This window comes from Allofournierella sp., assembly GCF_017889395.1.
Lineage (GTDB): Bacteria > Bacillota > Clostridia > Oscillospirales > Ruminococcaceae > Allofournierella.
In genome coordinates this window covers 1-15,391 of sequence record NZ_JAGHKE010000062.1, presented here as the reverse complement: position 1 = coordinate 15,391, position 15,391 = coordinate 1, and the positions used below count along the sequence as shown (strand labels likewise).

At 60.5% G+C, this 15,391-nt stretch carries 12 protein-coding genes and 1 tRNA gene; 8 read left to right on the top strand and 5 right to left on the bottom strand.

Annotated features, from left to right (window positions below; all coding sequences use genetic code 11):
* Nucleotides 1-32: 32 nt before the first annotated feature.
* Nucleotides 33-119, bottom strand: a tRNA-Leu gene (locus J7G73_RS08830).
* Between the two features lie 281 nt (nucleotides 120-400).
* Between J7G73_RS08830 and J7G73_RS08825 the strand changes: the two genes are divergently transcribed.
* On the top strand, nucleotides 401-2,002 hold the full coding sequence (locus J7G73_RS08825) for a CTP synthase (RefSeq protein ID WP_291245984.1): 1,602 nt from the start codon (nucleotides 401-403) through the stop codon (nucleotides 2,000-2,002).
* A gap of 188 nt (nucleotides 2,003-2,190) precedes the next feature.
* Here the strand turns inward: J7G73_RS08825 and J7G73_RS08820 are convergent, their stop codons facing one another.
* From J7G73_RS08820 to J7G73_RS08810, 3 genes are read right to left on the bottom strand one after another with little or no spacing between them, the layout of a single operon-like run.
* The gene (locus J7G73_RS08820; RefSeq protein WP_291245983.1) at nucleotides 2,191-2,916 is read right to left on the bottom strand and encodes a glutamate synthase; all 726 of its coding nucleotides are present in this window, start codon (nucleotides 2,914-2,916) and stop codon (nucleotides 2,191-2,193) included.
* An 18-nt stretch (nucleotides 2,917-2,934) separates the two neighbouring features.
* Nucleotides 2,935-4,443 carry a glutamate synthase-related protein gene (locus J7G73_RS08815; protein ID WP_291245982.1) on the bottom strand — a complete coding sequence of 503 codons (1,509 nt, stop codon included), beginning with the start codon at nucleotides 4,441-4,443 and terminating at the stop codon, nucleotides 2,935-2,937.
* Nucleotides 4,443-5,537 carry a glutamine amidotransferase family protein gene (locus J7G73_RS08810; protein WP_291245981.1) on the bottom strand — a complete coding sequence of 365 codons (1,095 nt, stop codon included), beginning with the start codon at nucleotides 5,535-5,537 and terminating at the stop codon, nucleotides 4,443-4,445. Before J7G73_RS08810 ends, J7G73_RS08815 begins: the two co-directional genes overlap by 1 nt.
* Before the next feature lie 358 nt (nucleotides 5,538-5,895).
* Between J7G73_RS08810 and J7G73_RS08805 the strand changes: the two genes are divergently transcribed.
* The 7 genes from J7G73_RS08805 (at nucleotide 5,896) to J7G73_RS08775 (ending at nucleotide 13,887) form a co-directional block, all read left to right on the top strand.
* Nucleotides 5,896-7,203, top strand: coding sequence for a glutamine synthetase family protein (locus J7G73_RS08805; protein ID WP_291245980.1), 1,308 nt, complete (start codon nucleotides 5,896-5,898; stop codon nucleotides 7,201-7,203).
* A gap of 31 nt (nucleotides 7,204-7,234) precedes the next feature.
* Nucleotides 7,235-7,804 (top strand): ANTAR domain-containing protein, encoded by a 570-nt coding sequence (locus J7G73_RS08800; RefSeq protein ID WP_087293713.1) that lies wholly within the window; start codon nucleotides 7,235-7,237, stop codon nucleotides 7,802-7,804.
* Between the two features lie 136 nt (nucleotides 7,805-7,940).
* A complete protein-coding gene (locus J7G73_RS08795; RefSeq protein ID WP_291245979.1) occupies nucleotides 7,941-9,308 on the top strand; it encodes an N-acetyl sugar amidotransferase in 1,368 nt (455 codons plus the stop codon).
* Nucleotides 9,305-10,084, top strand: coding sequence for an imidazole glycerol phosphate synthase subunit HisF (gene hisF / locus J7G73_RS08790; protein WP_291245978.1), 780 nt, complete (start codon nucleotides 9,305-9,307; stop codon nucleotides 10,082-10,084). Before J7G73_RS08795 ends, hisF begins: the two co-directional genes overlap by 4 nt.
* Nucleotides 10,072-10,725 carry an imidazole glycerol phosphate synthase subunit HisH gene (gene hisH / locus J7G73_RS08785; RefSeq protein WP_291245977.1) on the top strand — a complete coding sequence of 218 codons (654 nt, stop codon included), beginning with the start codon at nucleotides 10,072-10,074 and terminating at the stop codon, nucleotides 10,723-10,725. The genes hisF and hisH overlap by 13 nt, the downstream gene beginning before the upstream one ends.
* 33 nt (nucleotides 10,726-10,758) lie before the next feature.
* Entirely contained in the window at nucleotides 10,759-11,760 is a 1,002-nt protein-coding gene (gene asnA / locus J7G73_RS08780; RefSeq protein ID WP_291245976.1) for an aspartate--ammonia ligase, read from the top strand.
* Nucleotides 11,761-11,808: 48 nt separating this feature from the next.
* Nucleotides 11,809-13,887 carry a glutamine synthetase III gene (locus J7G73_RS08775; protein ID WP_291245975.1) on the top strand — a complete coding sequence of 693 codons (2,079 nt, stop codon included), beginning with the start codon at nucleotides 11,809-11,811 and terminating at the stop codon, nucleotides 13,885-13,887.
* Between the two features lie 91 nt (nucleotides 13,888-13,978).
* Here the strand turns inward: J7G73_RS08775 and J7G73_RS08770 are convergent.
* On the bottom strand, nucleotides 13,979-15,391 hold a 1,413-nt coding region (locus tag J7G73_RS08770; protein ID WP_291245974.1), incomplete at its 5' end, for a cobyric acid synthase.

Here is a 15,391-nt window from a genome sequence, read left to right as displayed (position 1 = left end):
GAAAAACCCCCGATCATAAATGACCGGGGGCCTGGTGCGGATGAAGGGACTTGAACCCCCACGGTATCGCTACCACTAGAACCTGAATCTAGCGCGTCTGCCAATTCCGCCACATCCGCATATTCTCTCTCGCTTCGGCCGTTCACCTCAGCGACGTGTTTTATTATAGCACGGATTCAGAGAATGTCAACACCTGTTTTCAAATTTTTTGAAAATATTTTTCCCTGCGGTTTTGCTACCTTTGGAATTGACATTCCCTTTGCGGATGCGTATAATATATAAAATGTTAGGACAAAGGCGTCCATCCCAAGGCGGTAGTATCCGCTTTCACGGGATGGGCGCCTTTTCTTTCTATTATTGCGTTATGAAAGACACCATCTTCAAGGGGGATATTGGGATTATGGCAAGCAAGCATATTTTTGTGACCGGTGGCGTGGTTTCCGGCCTGGGCAAGGGCATCAGCGCGGCCAGCCTGGGACGGCTGCTCAAGCAGCGCGGCCTGAAGGTGGCTGCCCAGAAGCTGGACCCTTATGTGAACGTGGACCCGGGCACCATGAGCCCTTACCAGCACGGTGAGGTATTTGTGACCGAGGACGGTGTGGAGACCGACCTGGATCTGGGTCACTACGAGCGCTTCATCGACGAGGATCTGAACAAGCTCTCCAACCTGACCAGCGGCCGGGTCTACTGGAATGTACTGCACAAGGAGCGGGCTGGTGAATATCTGGGCCACACGGTGCAGATCATTCCTCACGTAACCAACGAGATCAAGGAATTTGTTTACGGCCTGGGCGAATACACCAAGGCAGATGTGGTCATCACCGAGATCGGCGGTACCATCGGCGATATTGAGAGCCAGCCGTTTCTGGAGGCCATCCGGCAGATCAGCCGGGAGGTCGGCCGGGAAAACTGCCTGTTTTTGCATGTGGTACTGGTTCCCTACCTGAAATGCTCCGGCGAGCATAAAACCAAGCCCGCCCAGCACTCGGTGCATGAGCTGCAGAGTATGGGCATTATGCCGGACGTGATCATCGCCCGCTGTGACGAACCCCTGGAGGACGGTATCCTGCAGAAGATCGCTGCATTCTGCAACGTGGAGCAGGACTGTGTAATCGAAAACCGTACCCTTCCCAGCCTGTACGATGTGCCCCTGATGCTGCACGGTGCACGGCTGGATGAGCTGGTCTGCCGTCGCTTCGGCTTTGCCGCGCCGGAGCCGGATCTGACCGAGTGGCGGCAGATGTGCACCCGCATCAACGAGCTGAACCGCTCGGTGACTATTGCCATGGTGGGCAAGTATGTGGAGCTGCATGATGCTTACCTCTCGGTTGTGGAGGCGCTGCGCCACGGCGGTTACGAGAACAGCGCGGCAGTAAGCATCCGCTGGGTGGATGCGGAGCAGCTGAGCGAAGCAAATCTGAACGAGCAGCTGGCCGGCGTGGACGGCATTCTGGTGCCCGGCGGCTTCGGCCAGCGCGGCATCGAGGGTATGATTCTGGCGGCGCGCTACGCCCGGGAGCACTCCCTGCCCTATCTGGGCATCTGCCTGGGCATGCAGATCGCCGTAATCGAAGCAGCCCGGAATATGGCCAGTCTGACCCGGGCCAACAGCCGGGAATTCACCCCGGAGAACGACCAGTGCGTGATCGACCTGATGCCGGATCAGACCGGCGAGCTGCCCAAGGGCGGCACCATGCGTCTGGGTGCGTATCCCTGCGCGCTGGCAGTGGGCAGCCGGATGCGTGATATTTACAGCGGCGCTGAACTGATTCATGAGCGCCACCGCCATCGCTACGAAGTAAGCAACGCTTTCCGCCCGGTGCTGGAAGAGGCGGGCGTGCGCTTCACCGGTACCTCGCCGGATGGCCGTCTGGTGGAGGCCATGGAACTGCCGGAGCATCCCTTCTTTGTGGCGGTGCAGTATCATCCGGAGTTCAAGAGCCGCCCCAACCACGCTCATCCCCTGTTCCGTGAGCTGATCCGCGCCTGCCTGAAGGGCTGAGCACTTTCTCACCATTTCAACAAAAGCGTGCCTTCCGTCCGCATTGTGCAGATGGAAGGCGCGCTTTCCTTTTACAGGCCAACCCAGCAGACCGAAGCGAGCAACTTTTGCTCGACGAAAAAACACCCCGTTCGCAGCATCGTATTTTCTACGATTCCGCAAACAGGGTGTTTTGTTTTATCTCATGGTCACATGGGTGCGTAAAGGGCTTTGTACTGGTTTTCCGGATTGGGCTCCAGCACCCAGAAGGGGCTATTCAGCAAAGAGTCCAGATCTTCATCAAAGGCGGTGCAGAACTGCTCCAGCAGGGGCCGGATGGCCTCCTTGTCTGCCTGCTGTGCCCGGCGACAGAGAATCTTTTCGGTCAGATCTCGGGGCGGTATCGTGCTTCTCAGATAAATCTGGCCGCCGTACATGCCCCGGCCGCAGAAGCCGCCCACCACCGGCTGGCCCTCCGGTGCGCCCAGGCCCAGCACCACAATCACTCCGCCCGCCTGGTACTCGCCCAGAAAGCTGCCTGCCGTGCCGCCGATCACGATGCTGGCGCAGGAGTCGCCGAAGGCCTTCATATGAACGCCTGCCCGGTAACCCACATCGCCCCGGATCATCAGTGTGCCACCACGCATGGCATAGCCCGCGGCGTCGCCTGCGCGGCCCTCCACCCAGATGGTGCCCGCATTCATGGTATCACCCACCGCGTCCTGCGCGTTGCCGTGAACCCGGATGCTGCCGCCATCCAGATAGGCTCCCAGCGCATTGCCCGGTGTCCCCCAGATTTCCAGATCGCGGCCCTGCATGCCGCTGGCGATGTATCGCTGGCCGCAGCAATTATGAATTTGAACATGGGGATCGGTACAGGAGCGCAGGCAGCGGCCCAGCTCCTCATACTCCATTCCCGTGGCATCGATTTTCATCTATGGTTCTCCCCTCTCTCATTCCCCGGCGTGCTTCACGCCCAGGATATCCAGCTCCTTCTGGGTGAGTCCAATGCCCCGCAGCGCCAGCCGGTTGCCGCACAGCGCCTCGATGGAATTGATTCCCATACCGCCCATCATCTCGCGAATCTCACGAGTCCAGGCGTTCACCAGGTTCACCAGACGCTGCGCTCCCTCATCCGGGTCCAGACGAGCAGCCAGGTCCGGGCGCTGGGTGGCAATGCCCCAATTGCACAGGCCGGTATGACAGGAGGCACACAGATGACAGCCCAGCGCACACAGCGCCGCTGTGCCGATGGACACCGCGTCCGCGCCAAGGGCAATGGCCTTGACCACATCCGCCGAGTTACGGATGGAGCCGGAGGCAATCACCGAGATGCGGCGGCGGATCTGCTCCTGGCGCAGCCGCTCGTCCACAGCGGCCAGGGCCAACTCGATGGGGATACCTACATTGTCCCGGATTCGTGCAGGGGCTGCACCGGTGCCGCCCCGGAAACCGTCAATGGCGATGGCATCCGCGCCGCTGCGGGCGATGCCCGAGGCGATGGCCGCGATGTTGTGTACCGCCGCTACCTTCACGATCACCGGCTTGGTGTAGCCGGTGGCTTCCTTCAGCGAGGCCACCAGCTGGCGCAGGTCTTCAATGGAATAGATGTCGTGATGGGGCGCTGGACTGATGGCATCCATGCCCTCCGGCACCATGCGGGTGCGGGCCACATCGCCCACAATTTTGGCCCCGGTCAGGTGTCCGCCGATGCCGGGCTTTGCGCCCTGACCGATCTTGATCTCAATGGCTGCGCCTGCCATCAGGTATTCCCGGTGCACGCCGAACCGGCCGGAGGCAACCTGCACGATGGTATTGGCTCCATATGGATACAGATCCCGATGCAGGCCGCCCTCACCGGTATTGTAATAGGTGCCCAGCGCTTGGGCCGCCCGGCTGAGGGCCGCATGCACATTGTAGCTGATTGCTCCGTAGCTCATGGCCGCAAACAGGATGGGGGTCTTCAATTCCAGATGCGGCGGCAGGGTGGTATCCAACTTGCCGTCCGGCCCACGGTGGACCTTATCTGGGCGACGGCCCAGATAGACCTCGGTTTCCATGGGTTCCCGCAGGGGGTCGATGGGCGGGTTGGTCACCTGAGAGGCATTCAGAAGCAGCTTATCCCAATAGCAGGGCACCTCCTTCTGCGAACTGCCCATACTGGACAGAAGCACACCGCCGGTGGCTGCCTGCCGGTAGATCTCCTGCCGGGCATCCTGGGTCAAGCCCGCATGGGGCCGGAAGGTATTTTCCGCCGGGCGGATCTGCAGCGCCCCGGTGGGGCAGCAGGCCACGCAGCGCTGGCAATCCACGCACAGGGCAGCGTTTGCCCGCATCTTCCCGGTTTTTTCATCCTTTTTATGCACACCAAAGGCGCATTGCTGCTCACAGATGCGGCAGTTCACGCACAGCTCCCGATCCCGAAGGACCGCAAAGCGGGGTGTATCCCATTGTATCTTCATTATTTCCGTTCCTCCTCCTTCAGCCGCACGATCACCGGTTCGCCGCCATTTGGCGCCCAGATACGGTCCAGCTCCGGTTCAACCGCCCGGATGGCGGCCTCCTCACTGGCAAAATATACCCGGTCGCTTCGCTCGGCCACCACCAGACTGCGCAGCTTGAGCCGGTCATTCAGGGCCATCATGCCGCCCTCGAAGCCCACCAGAATGGAGAACGGGCCGGTGATCAGCAGATCACTGTACATCTGGCGCAGGAAACGGCGCTGCTTGTGCTCCGGCTGGGGCATGGCGGCCAGCTCACTCCAGAAGGGGGCAGCCACCACCTGTGCAACCTCCTCCAATGTGAGGCCCTGATGGCGCAGCAGATAATCTAATGTATAGGTAATGACCTCGGTGTCGGTGAGCAAATTGCAGCGATAGCCGTACATCTCCACCGCACGGCGGTTTGCATCGTAGGAAGAAATCTCACCATTGTGGACCACCGACAGATCCAGCAGCGCAAAGGGGTGCGCACCGCCCCACCAGCCGGGGGTATTGGTGGGATACCGGCCGTGAGCCGTCCAGGAATAGCCCTCGTATTCCTCCAGACGGTAGAAGTCCGCCACGTCCTCCGGGTAGCCCACCGCCTTGAACACACCCATATTCTTACCGCAGGAAAACACATACGAGCCCTTGAGCTGATCGTTGATGCGGATCACACAGCGGGCAACATATTCCTTTTCGTCCAGATGACTGTCCGCCAGCTTGTGGGGCAGCGGCTGTACAAAATACCGCCAGATCAGCGGCGCGTCCTTGATTTTGGGCGTGGGTCGGGTGGGAATCTTGGACAGGTTGATCACATCAAAATGTCGGTCCAGAAACCGTTCGCACTCCTCCCGGGCGGTCATATCATCATAAAACACATGCAGCGCATAATGGTTTTTGTATTGCGGGTAAATGCCATAACCGGCAAAACCGCCGCCCAACCCGTTGCTGCGCTCGTGCATCACCGCGATGGAGCGGCGGATCACCTCGCCGCTGATGGGCTGGCCATCCCTGGCAAATACCCCGCTGATGGCGCATCCGGACGGGATACGCACCTGGCCTTCCTTTAACATGGTTCTCCTCCTTTTCCCCGCACAGCGCGGAAAACAAAAAAGCGCCCGCACCGGTGCCTTTGCATCGATGCGAACGCCTTTGTTCGTATGCGTTATCATAGCACCGCATTAAAGCAAAAGTCAAGTGTTTTTTTACTCTTTTAACACTTTCCCGCAGTTCCGACAAAGCACTCTGGGCAAATGCGTGCAACTTTTGTGCAAAGACAAAAAATTGCTTTTTGCAGTCGCTTGCCCCCTTGACGCGGCGCCGTTTGGGGGCTATAATGCAGCTATTGGTACAGCAAAGGCGCTGCGATCCCCCACGGATTTGCGGCGCCTTTGTCCTTTTTTATTCCCGGCATTCAAGGAGGAATTGTCCATGAGCCACACCCTTTCGCAGCTTATGCAGTTCATAGAAGAAAACGACATCAAGTTCATTCGCCTGGCCTTCTGCGATATGTTCGGCGTACAGAAGAACATTGCCATTATGGCCAGCCAGCTGCCTCACGCGGTGGAAAGCGGCATCTCCTTTGACGCTTCCGCCATTGCGGGCTTTGCCAACGTTGCGGAGTCGGACCTGTTCCTCGCTCCGGATCTGGACACCTTCGCCATTCTTCCCTGGCGGCCCAGCGAGGGCTGCGTGGGCCGGTTCTTCTGCAACATCAAATACCCGGACGGCCGCCCCTTCGAGGGCGACGGGCGGCACCTGCTGCAGACCATGGAGCAAAAGGCGGCACAGGCCGGATACCGGTTTTTGCTGGGTCCGGAATGTGAGTTTTATCTGTTTGAAACCGATGAAAAGGGCCGCCCCACCCTGGAGCCTTTCGACCGGGCGGGCTACTTCGACATCGCTCCCATGGACCGGGGCGAAAACGTTCGGCGTGAAATCTGCCTGACGCTGGAGGAGATGGGCATCCAGCCCGAGCGAAGCCATCACGAACAAGGTCCCGGCCAGAACGAGATCGATTTCCGGTGCGCTTCTCCCCTGCACGCGGCAGATGACCTGATGACCATGCGGGCCGCAGTAAAAGCCATTGCCGCCCAGAACGGCTTGTTCGCCTCCTTCCTGCCAAAACCGTTGCAGGACGAGAGCGGCAGCGGGCTGCACATCAATCTTTCCATCTTCCAGAACGGCGTGAATCTGTTTGAGAATTTCCGCACCGACCCGCACCCCACTGCTGCCGCTTTCCTGGCAGGTATTCTGCGGCGCATTCCCGAGATCACCGTTTTTGCTGACCCGCTGCCCGGCTCCTATGAACGGCTGGGCTGCTGCGAAGCGCCGGGTGTGGTAAGTTGGTCCTGCCAGAACCGTTCTTCTCTGGTGCGTGTGCCTGCTGCCAGCGGACCCGACTGCCGCATGGAACTGCGCAGTCCGGACCCCTCCTGCAATCCCTATTATGTAACCGCATTGCTGCTGGCTGCCGGGTTTGAGGGTGTACAGGAAGGACTAAGCCTGCCCGCCGCTGCGGACTATGACGCATTTGCCCGGCCTGCCGGACTTACCCCGCTGCCCGCCAGCCTGGACGAAGCGCTGGCTCTGGCCCGGGAAAGCGAGTTCTTAAAGCAGGTTCTGCCGGAAAAACTGCTGGTGGATTATCTGGGCCACAAGCAGCGGGAGGCGGATGCCTACGCCGCAGAAAGCAAACCCTATGAATATGAGATCCGCCAGTACTTTGAACGGATCTGACCATTGGTTTCGAAAAGTGAGGTGAACGGGGATGCCGGGTGTTCTGATCGCAAGCGACAAGCAATACCACGAAACGCTGCGGGCATTTTTTGCCGCCGGTCAGCCTGCACAGTGCTGCGCCAACGCCGGGGAAGCCCGACGAGCCATGTGCGGCGGCTCCTTCGAAACCCTGGTGATCAACGCGCCGCTCCCCGATGAATTCGGCCGGGAGCTGGCCGTACAGGCGGCGGATGCCGGTATGGATGCCATTCTCCTCTGCCCCGGACCCCAGGCCGACAAGCTGGCCGCCGGGCTGGAAAAATACGGAGTCTTCGTGCTTGCCAAACCCCTTTCCCGCCAGCAAACCGCTTTTGCGCTGCGGCTGATCCGAACCGGCCGCCAGCGGCTGCAGAAGCTCACCGCGCAAAACCGCCGCCTGACCAAGCGGCTGGACGAAGCCCGGATCATCAGCCAGGCCAAATGTGCGCTGGCGCTTTGCCGGGGGCTGACCGAAGAACAGGCCCACCGTTTAATCGAAAAAGAGGCCATGGACGGCCGCATCTCCAGCCGGGAGGCCGCACTGGAAATCATGCGAAGACTGGAAGACGAAGGCCTTTTATAACTGCTTTTTCCATTTCACAATTGATAATAAATACGCCAAACAGGCAAAGGCGCCTGCATGAATGCTTGAGGAGATTTCTCCCCGGGCTTTGTGCAGGCGCCTTTGCTTTTAAACCATAAAAAGAGAGGGACATTTTATGCAGAAACTTCCCCGGCATCTGCCGATTCATTACGAGGATTACGCACCCGATCTTGCACCGCAAGAGCGCAAAGCCTTTTATGGCCTGCCCAAGAACGTGCAGTTCTGCCGTGAGTGTGTAATGAGCAACCAGAAACCCAACAGCTGCTATGAGTTTGAGCACACCATTCATTCCGCAAAGAAGACCATGGTTATTCAGGAGGACGGCGTATGCGACGCCTGCCACGCCTGTCACAACAAGGAAGGTAAAATTGACTGGGCCGACCGGGAGCGTCAGCTGCGAGAGCTGTGCGACAAATACCGCAAAAATGACGGCAGCTACGACTGCCTGGTACCGGGCAGCGGCGGCAAGGACAGCTTTTACGCCGCCCATCTTCTGAAGTACAAATACGGCATGCATCCGCTCACCGTAACCTGGGCGCCCCACATCTACACTGACTGGGGCTGGAAAAATTTCGAGGCCTGGATTCACGCCGGATTCGACAATTATCTGTGCACCCCCAATGGCCTGACCCACCGGCTGCTCACCCGCCTGGCCACTGAGAACCTGTTCCATCCCTTCCAGCCCTTCATTCTGGGCCAGAAGCAGCTGGCACCCAAGATGGCCGCTAAGTTCGGCATTCCTCTGGTGTTCTACGGCGAGAACGAGGCCGAGTTCGGCAACCCTATCGCAGATAACGACAGCGCGCTGCGGGACGAACACTTCTTTGCCACCAACGATTTCGATCACATCTATCTGGGCGGCGTTTCGCTGCGCCAGCTGGAGGAGGATTTTGGTGTGGACAAGGCGGACCTGGCCATCTACCTGCCCTGCGAGACCAGTGATCTGGAAAAGAACAACATCCAGGTGCACTACATGGGCTATTACGAAAAATGGCATCCTCAGGGTGCATACTACTACAGCGTGGAGCACGGCGGGTTCATGCCCAGCCCGGAGCGCACCGCCGGTACCTACTCCAAATACAACTCCATCGACGACAAGGTAGATGACTTCTTCTACTACACCACCTACATCAAATACGGCATCGGCCGCTGCACCTACGACGCGGCGCAGGAGATTCGCAACAACGAGATCGACCGGGATGAGGCGGTGCTGCTGTGCAAGAAATACGACGGCGAATTCCCCAGCCGATTCGCCGATGAGTTCTTCCGTTACATCTCCATCGACAAGGAGCACTTCGGCAAAGCAGCCGACTGCTTCGAGCAGCCCACAATGGATCTGGACTACTTCATGCATCTGGCGGACCGGTTCCGCTCGCCCCATCTGTGGCAGTACGAAAACGGCGTCTGGAGCCTGCGGCACACTCCTTTTGAGGGACCGAGCCTGTGCGGCTTCGGCGCACCGGAAAAAGGCGGTGCCAAATGAGCGCGGCACTTCGGCTCATTGCCCGGCTGGACGTAAAAGACCGGTATCTGGTGAAGGGCATCCAGTATGAGGGCCTGCGCAAGCTGGGCGATCCCCACGACTTTGCGCTGGACTATTACCGGCAGGGCATCGACGAGCTGCTTTATCTGGACACGGTGGCCAGCCTGTACGGCCGCAACAACCTGAGCGGTATTCTGGAGCGGGTCACCCGGGATGTGTTCATCCCCATCACCGCCGGGGGCGGCCTGCGCAGCGTAGAGGATGTGGGTACCGTGCTGAAGGCAGGCGCGGACAAGGCGGCCATCAACACCGCCGCCCTGCTCCGTCCCCAGCTGATCAGCGAGGTGGCCCGGGCCTTTGGCAGCCAGTGCATGGTGCTGAGCATCCAGGCCAAGCGCCGGGACCCGCTGAACCTCGCCGCCGGTTGGGAAGCCTATTACGACAACGGCCGGGAGCACTCCGGGCGGGACGTTCTGGAATGGGCCCGCGAAGCCCAGCAGCTGGGCGCGGGCGAGATTCTGCTCACCGGTGTGGACCGGGAGGGCGTGCGCCGCGGTCTGGACCAGGAGCTGATTGAGGCGGTGTGCAGTGAGGTGACCATCCCGGTGATCGCGGCAGGCGGCGCAAGCAATTCCGGCGATCTGATGCAGGCCGCCCGCCTGGGCGCAGGTGCCGTGGCAATGGGCAGCCTGCTGCATTACAAGCAATCAACCATTCCCCAGCTGAAAAAGGAGCTGGCGGAAAATGGTGTGGAGGTGAGACCATGCATCCAATAGTAACCATTGTGGATTACGGGCGCAGTAATCTTTTGAGCGTGCAGCGCGCCCTGGAATACTGCGGCGCGACAGTGGAATACGCCTCCACCCCTGATCAGGTGGCCGCGGCCGGTGCGCTGGTTCTGCCCGGTGTGGGTGCCTTTGCCGACGGCATGAACCTGCTGCGGGAAAGCGGCCTGGCCCGGGCGGTCTGCACCAGGGCAAGGCAGGGTGTTCCTCTGCTGGGCATCTGCCTGGGAATGCAGTTTCTGTTCGATTCCAGCAGCGAAGGCGGAATTACTCCCGGCATCGGCCTTTTGCCAGGCACCGTGGAGGCCATTCCCGGCCATACCACCCAGGGCCAGCCGCTGCGGGTACCGCACATTGGCTGGGCGCCATTGTATCCCGCCCAGCAGCGGGAGGGCTTTTCGGGCAGCACTCTGGAAGCCATCCCGGCGAAGAGCCAGGTGTACTTTGTACACGGCTACCGGGCGATGCCTGCGCGCCAGGCCGACCGGCTGGCGGATACGCTGTATGGTGGGCACCGCATCTGCGCCGCCGTTCAGCGCGGCAATATTACCGGGGTACAGTTTCACCCGGAAAAAAGCGGCGAGGTGGGACTCGCCATTCTGCGCACGTTCCTGGGCAATTGCCCGGCGTGATATAGAGGGTAACTTTTAAGGAGGGAATTTATTATGAAACAGACCTATCGACCTGCTCTGAGCCTTTACGAGACTCAGAGTGCCATCGGCATGATCAAGCAGTGCTTTCCCGCACATCTGACCCGACAGCTCCGACTGACCCGGGCCACCGCTCCCCTGTTCGTGGACCCCACCACCGGACTGAACGATGATCTGAACGGCGTGGAGCGTCCGGTCTCCTTTGACATTCCCGCCATTCCCGAGCTGGAAAAGGATGCCCAGGTGGTACACAGCCTGGCCAAGTGGAAGCGCCAGGCACTGGGCCGCTTCGGCTTCGCACCGGACACCGGTCTGTATGCGGATATGAACGCCATCCGCCGGGACGAGGAGCTGGATGAGCTGCACTCGGTGTATGTGGATCAGTGGGACTGGGAAAAGGTCATCACCCGAGAGACACGTACCGAGGAATACCTGAAGAACACCGTGCGTTCCATCGTGAGCGCCGTCTGCGCCACGCTGGAGGAGGTCAAGAAAGCCTATCCTCAGCTGTGCGTAAATCTTTCCGAGCATGTGAGCTTTGTGACCACCCAGCAGCTGGAGGATCTGTGGCCCGACCTGACGCCCCGTCAGCGGGAGAACGCTTATGTGGAGCAGCACCCTACCACCTTTATCATGCAGATCGGCGCACCTCTGGCCAGCGGCAAGCCCCATGATGGACGCGCCCCGGACTACGATGACTGGAGCCTGAACGGCGACCTGCTGTTCTGGGACGACGTTCTGGGCTGTGCGCTGGAGGTTTCCAGCATGGGCATCCGGGTGGACGCCGAAGCCATGGAGCGTCAGTGTAAAGCGGCTGACTGCCCCGAGCGGCTGGAGCTGCCCTTCCACAAGGGCGTGCTGGGCGGCACTCTGCCCCTGACCATGGGCGGCGGCATCGGCCAGAGCCGCCTGTGCATGCTGCTGCTGGGTAAGGCTCACATCGGTGAAGTACAGGCCAGCCTGTGGCCCAAAGCCATGCGGGAGCAGTGCGAGGCTGCCGGAATCCCCCTGCTGTAAGCGTATCCGCACATTTTTGCTTTGAAATATGAAAAGGAGCTGTGACATATGAATCATGTACCGGAATTGTTTGGCAGTATGGTATTCAATGACAAGGTCATGAAGGCCCGCCTGCCCAAGGAAGTTTACCGTTCTTTGAAAAATACCATCCAGCGGGGCGCTCCCCTGGACCCCAGTGTGGCCGATGTGGTGGCCGCCTGCATGAAGGACTGGGCCGTGAGCAAGGGTGCTACCCATTTCACCCACTGGTTCCAGCCCATGACCGGCATCACCGCCGAAAAGCACGACAGCTTTATCAACCCCTGCGGCGACGGCAGCGTGATTATGGACTTCTCCGGCAAGGAGCTGGTCAAGGGCGAGCCGGACGCCTCCAGCTTCCCCTCCGGCGGGCTGCGTGCTACCTTTGAGGCCCGCGGCTATACCGCCTGGGACCCCACCAGCTACGCCTTCATCAAGGACGATACCCTGTGCATCCCCACCGCCTTCTGCAGCTACACCGGTCAGGTGCTGGACAAAAAGACTCCGCTGCTGCGCAGCATGGACGCCATCAGCAAGCAGGCAGTCCGTGTGCTGGCCCTGTTCGGCAAGGACGTGCAGCGGGTAAACGCCACCATCGGGCCTGAGCAGGAGTATTTCCTGATCAACAAGGAAGATTACGCCCGCCGCCCCGATTTGATTCTGACCGGACGCACCCTGGTGGGCGCTCCCGCCCCCAAGGGCCAGGAGCTGGAGGATCACTACTTCGGTTCCCTGCGGCCCCGGGTCAAGGCTTTCATGGCCGATCTGGACGAGGAGCTGTGGAAGCTGGGCATTCTGGCTAAGACCGAGCACAACGAGGTGGCCCCCTGCCAGCATGAGATGGCTCCCATCTTTGCCACCGCCAACATCTCCACCGATGCCAACCAGCTGACCATGGAGGTAATGAAAAAGGTTGCCGACCGCCACGGCTTTGCCTGCCTGCTGCACGAGAAGCCCTTTGAGGGCGTGAACGGCAGCGGCAAGCACAACAACTGGTCGCTGTCCACCGATGCGGGCGAAAACCTGCTGGACCCCGGCACTACTCCTGCTGAGAATACCCAGTTCCTGCTGTTCCTGACCGCTGTGATCAAGGCGGTGGATGATTATCAGGATCTGCTGCGCATCAGCGTGGCCAGTGCAGGCAACGATCACCGTCTGGGTGCCAACGAAGCGCCTCCGGCCATCGTTTCCATGTATGTGGGCGACGAGCTGCAGGCTGTGATCGACTGCCTGGTGGAAGGCAAGCCCTGCCAGCCCAACGCCCCCACCGTGCTGGATACCGGCGCTGTGGTGCTGCCCAACCTGCCCAAGGATACCTCGGACCGCAACCGCACCAGTCCCTTCGCCTTCACCGGCAACAAGTTCGAGTTCCGTATGCCCGGCTCCTCCTTCAACATCGCCTGCACCAACGTGATGCTGAACACCGCTGTGGCAGAATCGCTGCGGCAGTTTGCCGATGTGCTGGAGCAGGCCGACGATCTGCCCCGCGCTCTGCTGGAGCTGATTCGCAGTGAGCTTACCGCTCACCAGCGCATCCTGTTCAACGGCAATGGCTACAGTCACGACTGGGAGGTCGAGGCCGCGCGCCGTGGCCTTTCCAACTTCCGCACCACCCCTGAGGCGCTGGTTCACTACACCGACTCGAAGAACGTGGAGCTGTTTGCCTGGCATGGTGTTTACACCCAGGATGAGATCCAGTCCCGTCAGGACATCCTGCTGGATGAATACGCCAAGGCCATCCGCATTGAGGCGCTGACCCTGCTGGATCTGGTGCGCTGCCGCATCTCGCCCGCCTGTGTCAACTATGCTACCGGCCTGGCCCAGGGCGTAAGCACCAAAAAGCAGCTGGGCATTGAGGTTCCCCAGGAGGAGACACTGGCCCGCCACATTTCCTCCCTCACCGGTCAGCTCATCCAAGCTGCCGACCAGCTGGAAGGCCATCTGGCCGACCCGATGGCTGAGGATGTTGCCGGTGCTGCAAGCTGGTGTGCCCAAACGCTGATTCCCGCAATGGATGCGGTACGCACCCCGGCTGACCGTCTGGAGCAGCTGGTGGACCGTTCCGTCTGGCCGCTGCCCACCTACAGCGACATGCTGTTCTATGTTTGATTTCTTCTAATTTTTGTTTTCTCACCTATAAAAATGCGCAAAGCGCGCGGTTTGCCGTTTCGGCAATGCCGCGCGCTCTGCGCATTTTGTGTTATTGAGTCGAATTGGGATTTTCTAACCCCATGGCCCGGTAAACTGCGTCCAGATCCAGACTGGCACGCACCGCATCCGCCAACAGATCATACTGGCTTTGCTGGTAGTCCCAGTGGCTCTGGGGACGGAAGTTTTCCCGGGCAATGCCCTTGCGGGCCAGCAGCCAGTCGGCCAGGGCCTCGGTGAGCGAGCCCTCATCGAACAGGCCGTGCAGGTAGGTGCCGAACACATTGCCCTGCACCGCGCCCTCCTCCTGGCCGTTTTCCAGCAGGCACAGAGGCTGGCCCGCCAGCTGTTTCGTGCGGCCCATGTGGATCTCATACCCCTGAATCGACGCCCCGGCCAAGGGCCCGGCCAGCACCTTTGCCGCCGTACGGGTACGGGCCTTGCTGGGGGTGAACTCGGTCTCGCAGGGCAACAGGCCCATGCCGCGCATCTCGCCCGCCTGCTCCACACCCTCCGGGTCCCGCAAGGTCTGGCCCAGCATCTGGTAGCCGCCGCAAACCCCCAGCACCGGGGTTCCGGCCGCTGCCAGCCTGCGCGCTGCTGCTTCCAGACCATTCTGGCGCATCCAGCCAAGGTCTGCCATGGTGCTTTTGGTGCCGGGCAGGATAATCAGATCCGGCGCACCCAGCCCGGCGGCCTGCTCCACATAACGCACACCCAGCGCGGGATGACTTTCCAGCGGGGAAAAGTCGGTGAAATTGGAGATGTGCGGCAGCCGGATCACCGCCACATCCACCGGCCGGTGGGCTTCGTGAGCACTCAGGCGAGGGGCCAGGCTGTCCTCATCGTCGATGTCCACCCGGGTATAGGGAATCACGCCCACCACCGGCAAGCCGGTAAGCTCCTCCAGCTGGGTAAGGCCGAGACGCAGAATGCCCACATCGCCCCGGAATTTATTGATGATAAGGCCCTTGACCCGCCTGCGCTCCTCTTCTTTCAGCAGTGCCACCGTGCCGTACAGCTGGGCAAACACGCCGCCCCGGTCGATGTCGCCCGCCAGCAGCACCGGTGCATCCACCAGCTCGGCCAGGCCCATGTTCACGATGTCATTTTCCCGCAGGTTGATCTCCGCCGGGCTGCCCGCGCCCTCGATGACCAGGATGTCGTTCTCCTCCGCCAGGCTGTTGTAGGCCTTCAGCACATGGGGAATCAGCTGGGTTTTATTTTTGAAGTAGTCTGCCGCCGAGTAGTCGCCCCAGACCTCGCCGTTCACGATCACCTGACTGCCGGTGTCGCTGCTGGGCTTGAGCAGGATGGGATTCATCCGCACATCCGGCTCGCACCCGGCGGCCTGGGCCTGCACCGCCTGGGCGCGGCCCATTTCCAGCCCGTCAGCGGTGATGCAGCTGTTCAGCGCCATATTCTGGCTTTTGAAGGGGGCCACCCGCCAGCCGTCCTGCGCAAA

Bases quoted from the DNA above. Each gene is read 5' to 3' on its own strand.
- J7G73_RS08825 (WP_291245984.1), top strand. From the start codon at position 401: ATGGCAAGCAAGCATATTTTTGTGACCGGTGGCGTGGTTTCCGGCCTG.
- J7G73_RS08820 (WP_291245983.1), bottom strand. From the start codon at position 2,916: ATGAAAATCGATGCCACGGGAATGGAGTATGAGGAGCTGGGCCGCTGC.
- J7G73_RS08815 (WP_291245982.1), bottom strand. From the start codon at position 4,443: ATGAAGATACAATGGGATACACCCCGCTTTGCGGTCCTTCGGGATCGG.
- J7G73_RS08810 (WP_291245981.1), bottom strand. From the start codon at position 5,537: ATGTTAAAGGAAGGCCAGGTGCGTATCCCGTCCGGATGCGCCATCAGC.
- J7G73_RS08805 (WP_291245980.1), top strand. From the start codon at position 5,896: ATGAGCCACACCCTTTCGCAGCTTATGCAGTTCATAGAAGAAAACGAC.
- J7G73_RS08800 (WP_087293713.1), top strand. From the start codon at position 7,235: ATGCCGGGTGTTCTGATCGCAAGCGACAAGCAATACCACGAAACGCTG.
- J7G73_RS08795 (WP_291245979.1), top strand. From the start codon at position 7,941: ATGCAGAAACTTCCCCGGCATCTGCCGATTCATTACGAGGATTACGCA.
- hisF (WP_291245978.1), top strand. From the start codon at position 9,305: ATGAGCGCGGCACTTCGGCTCATTGCCCGGCTGGACGTAAAAGACCGG.
- hisH (WP_291245977.1), top strand. From the start codon at position 10,072: ATGCATCCAATAGTAACCATTGTGGATTACGGGCGCAGTAATCTTTTG.
- asnA (WP_291245976.1), top strand. From the start codon at position 10,759: ATGAAACAGACCTATCGACCTGCTCTGAGCCTTTACGAGACTCAGAGT.
- J7G73_RS08775 (WP_291245975.1), top strand. From the start codon at position 11,809: ATGAATCATGTACCGGAATTGTTTGGCAGTATGGTATTCAATGACAAG.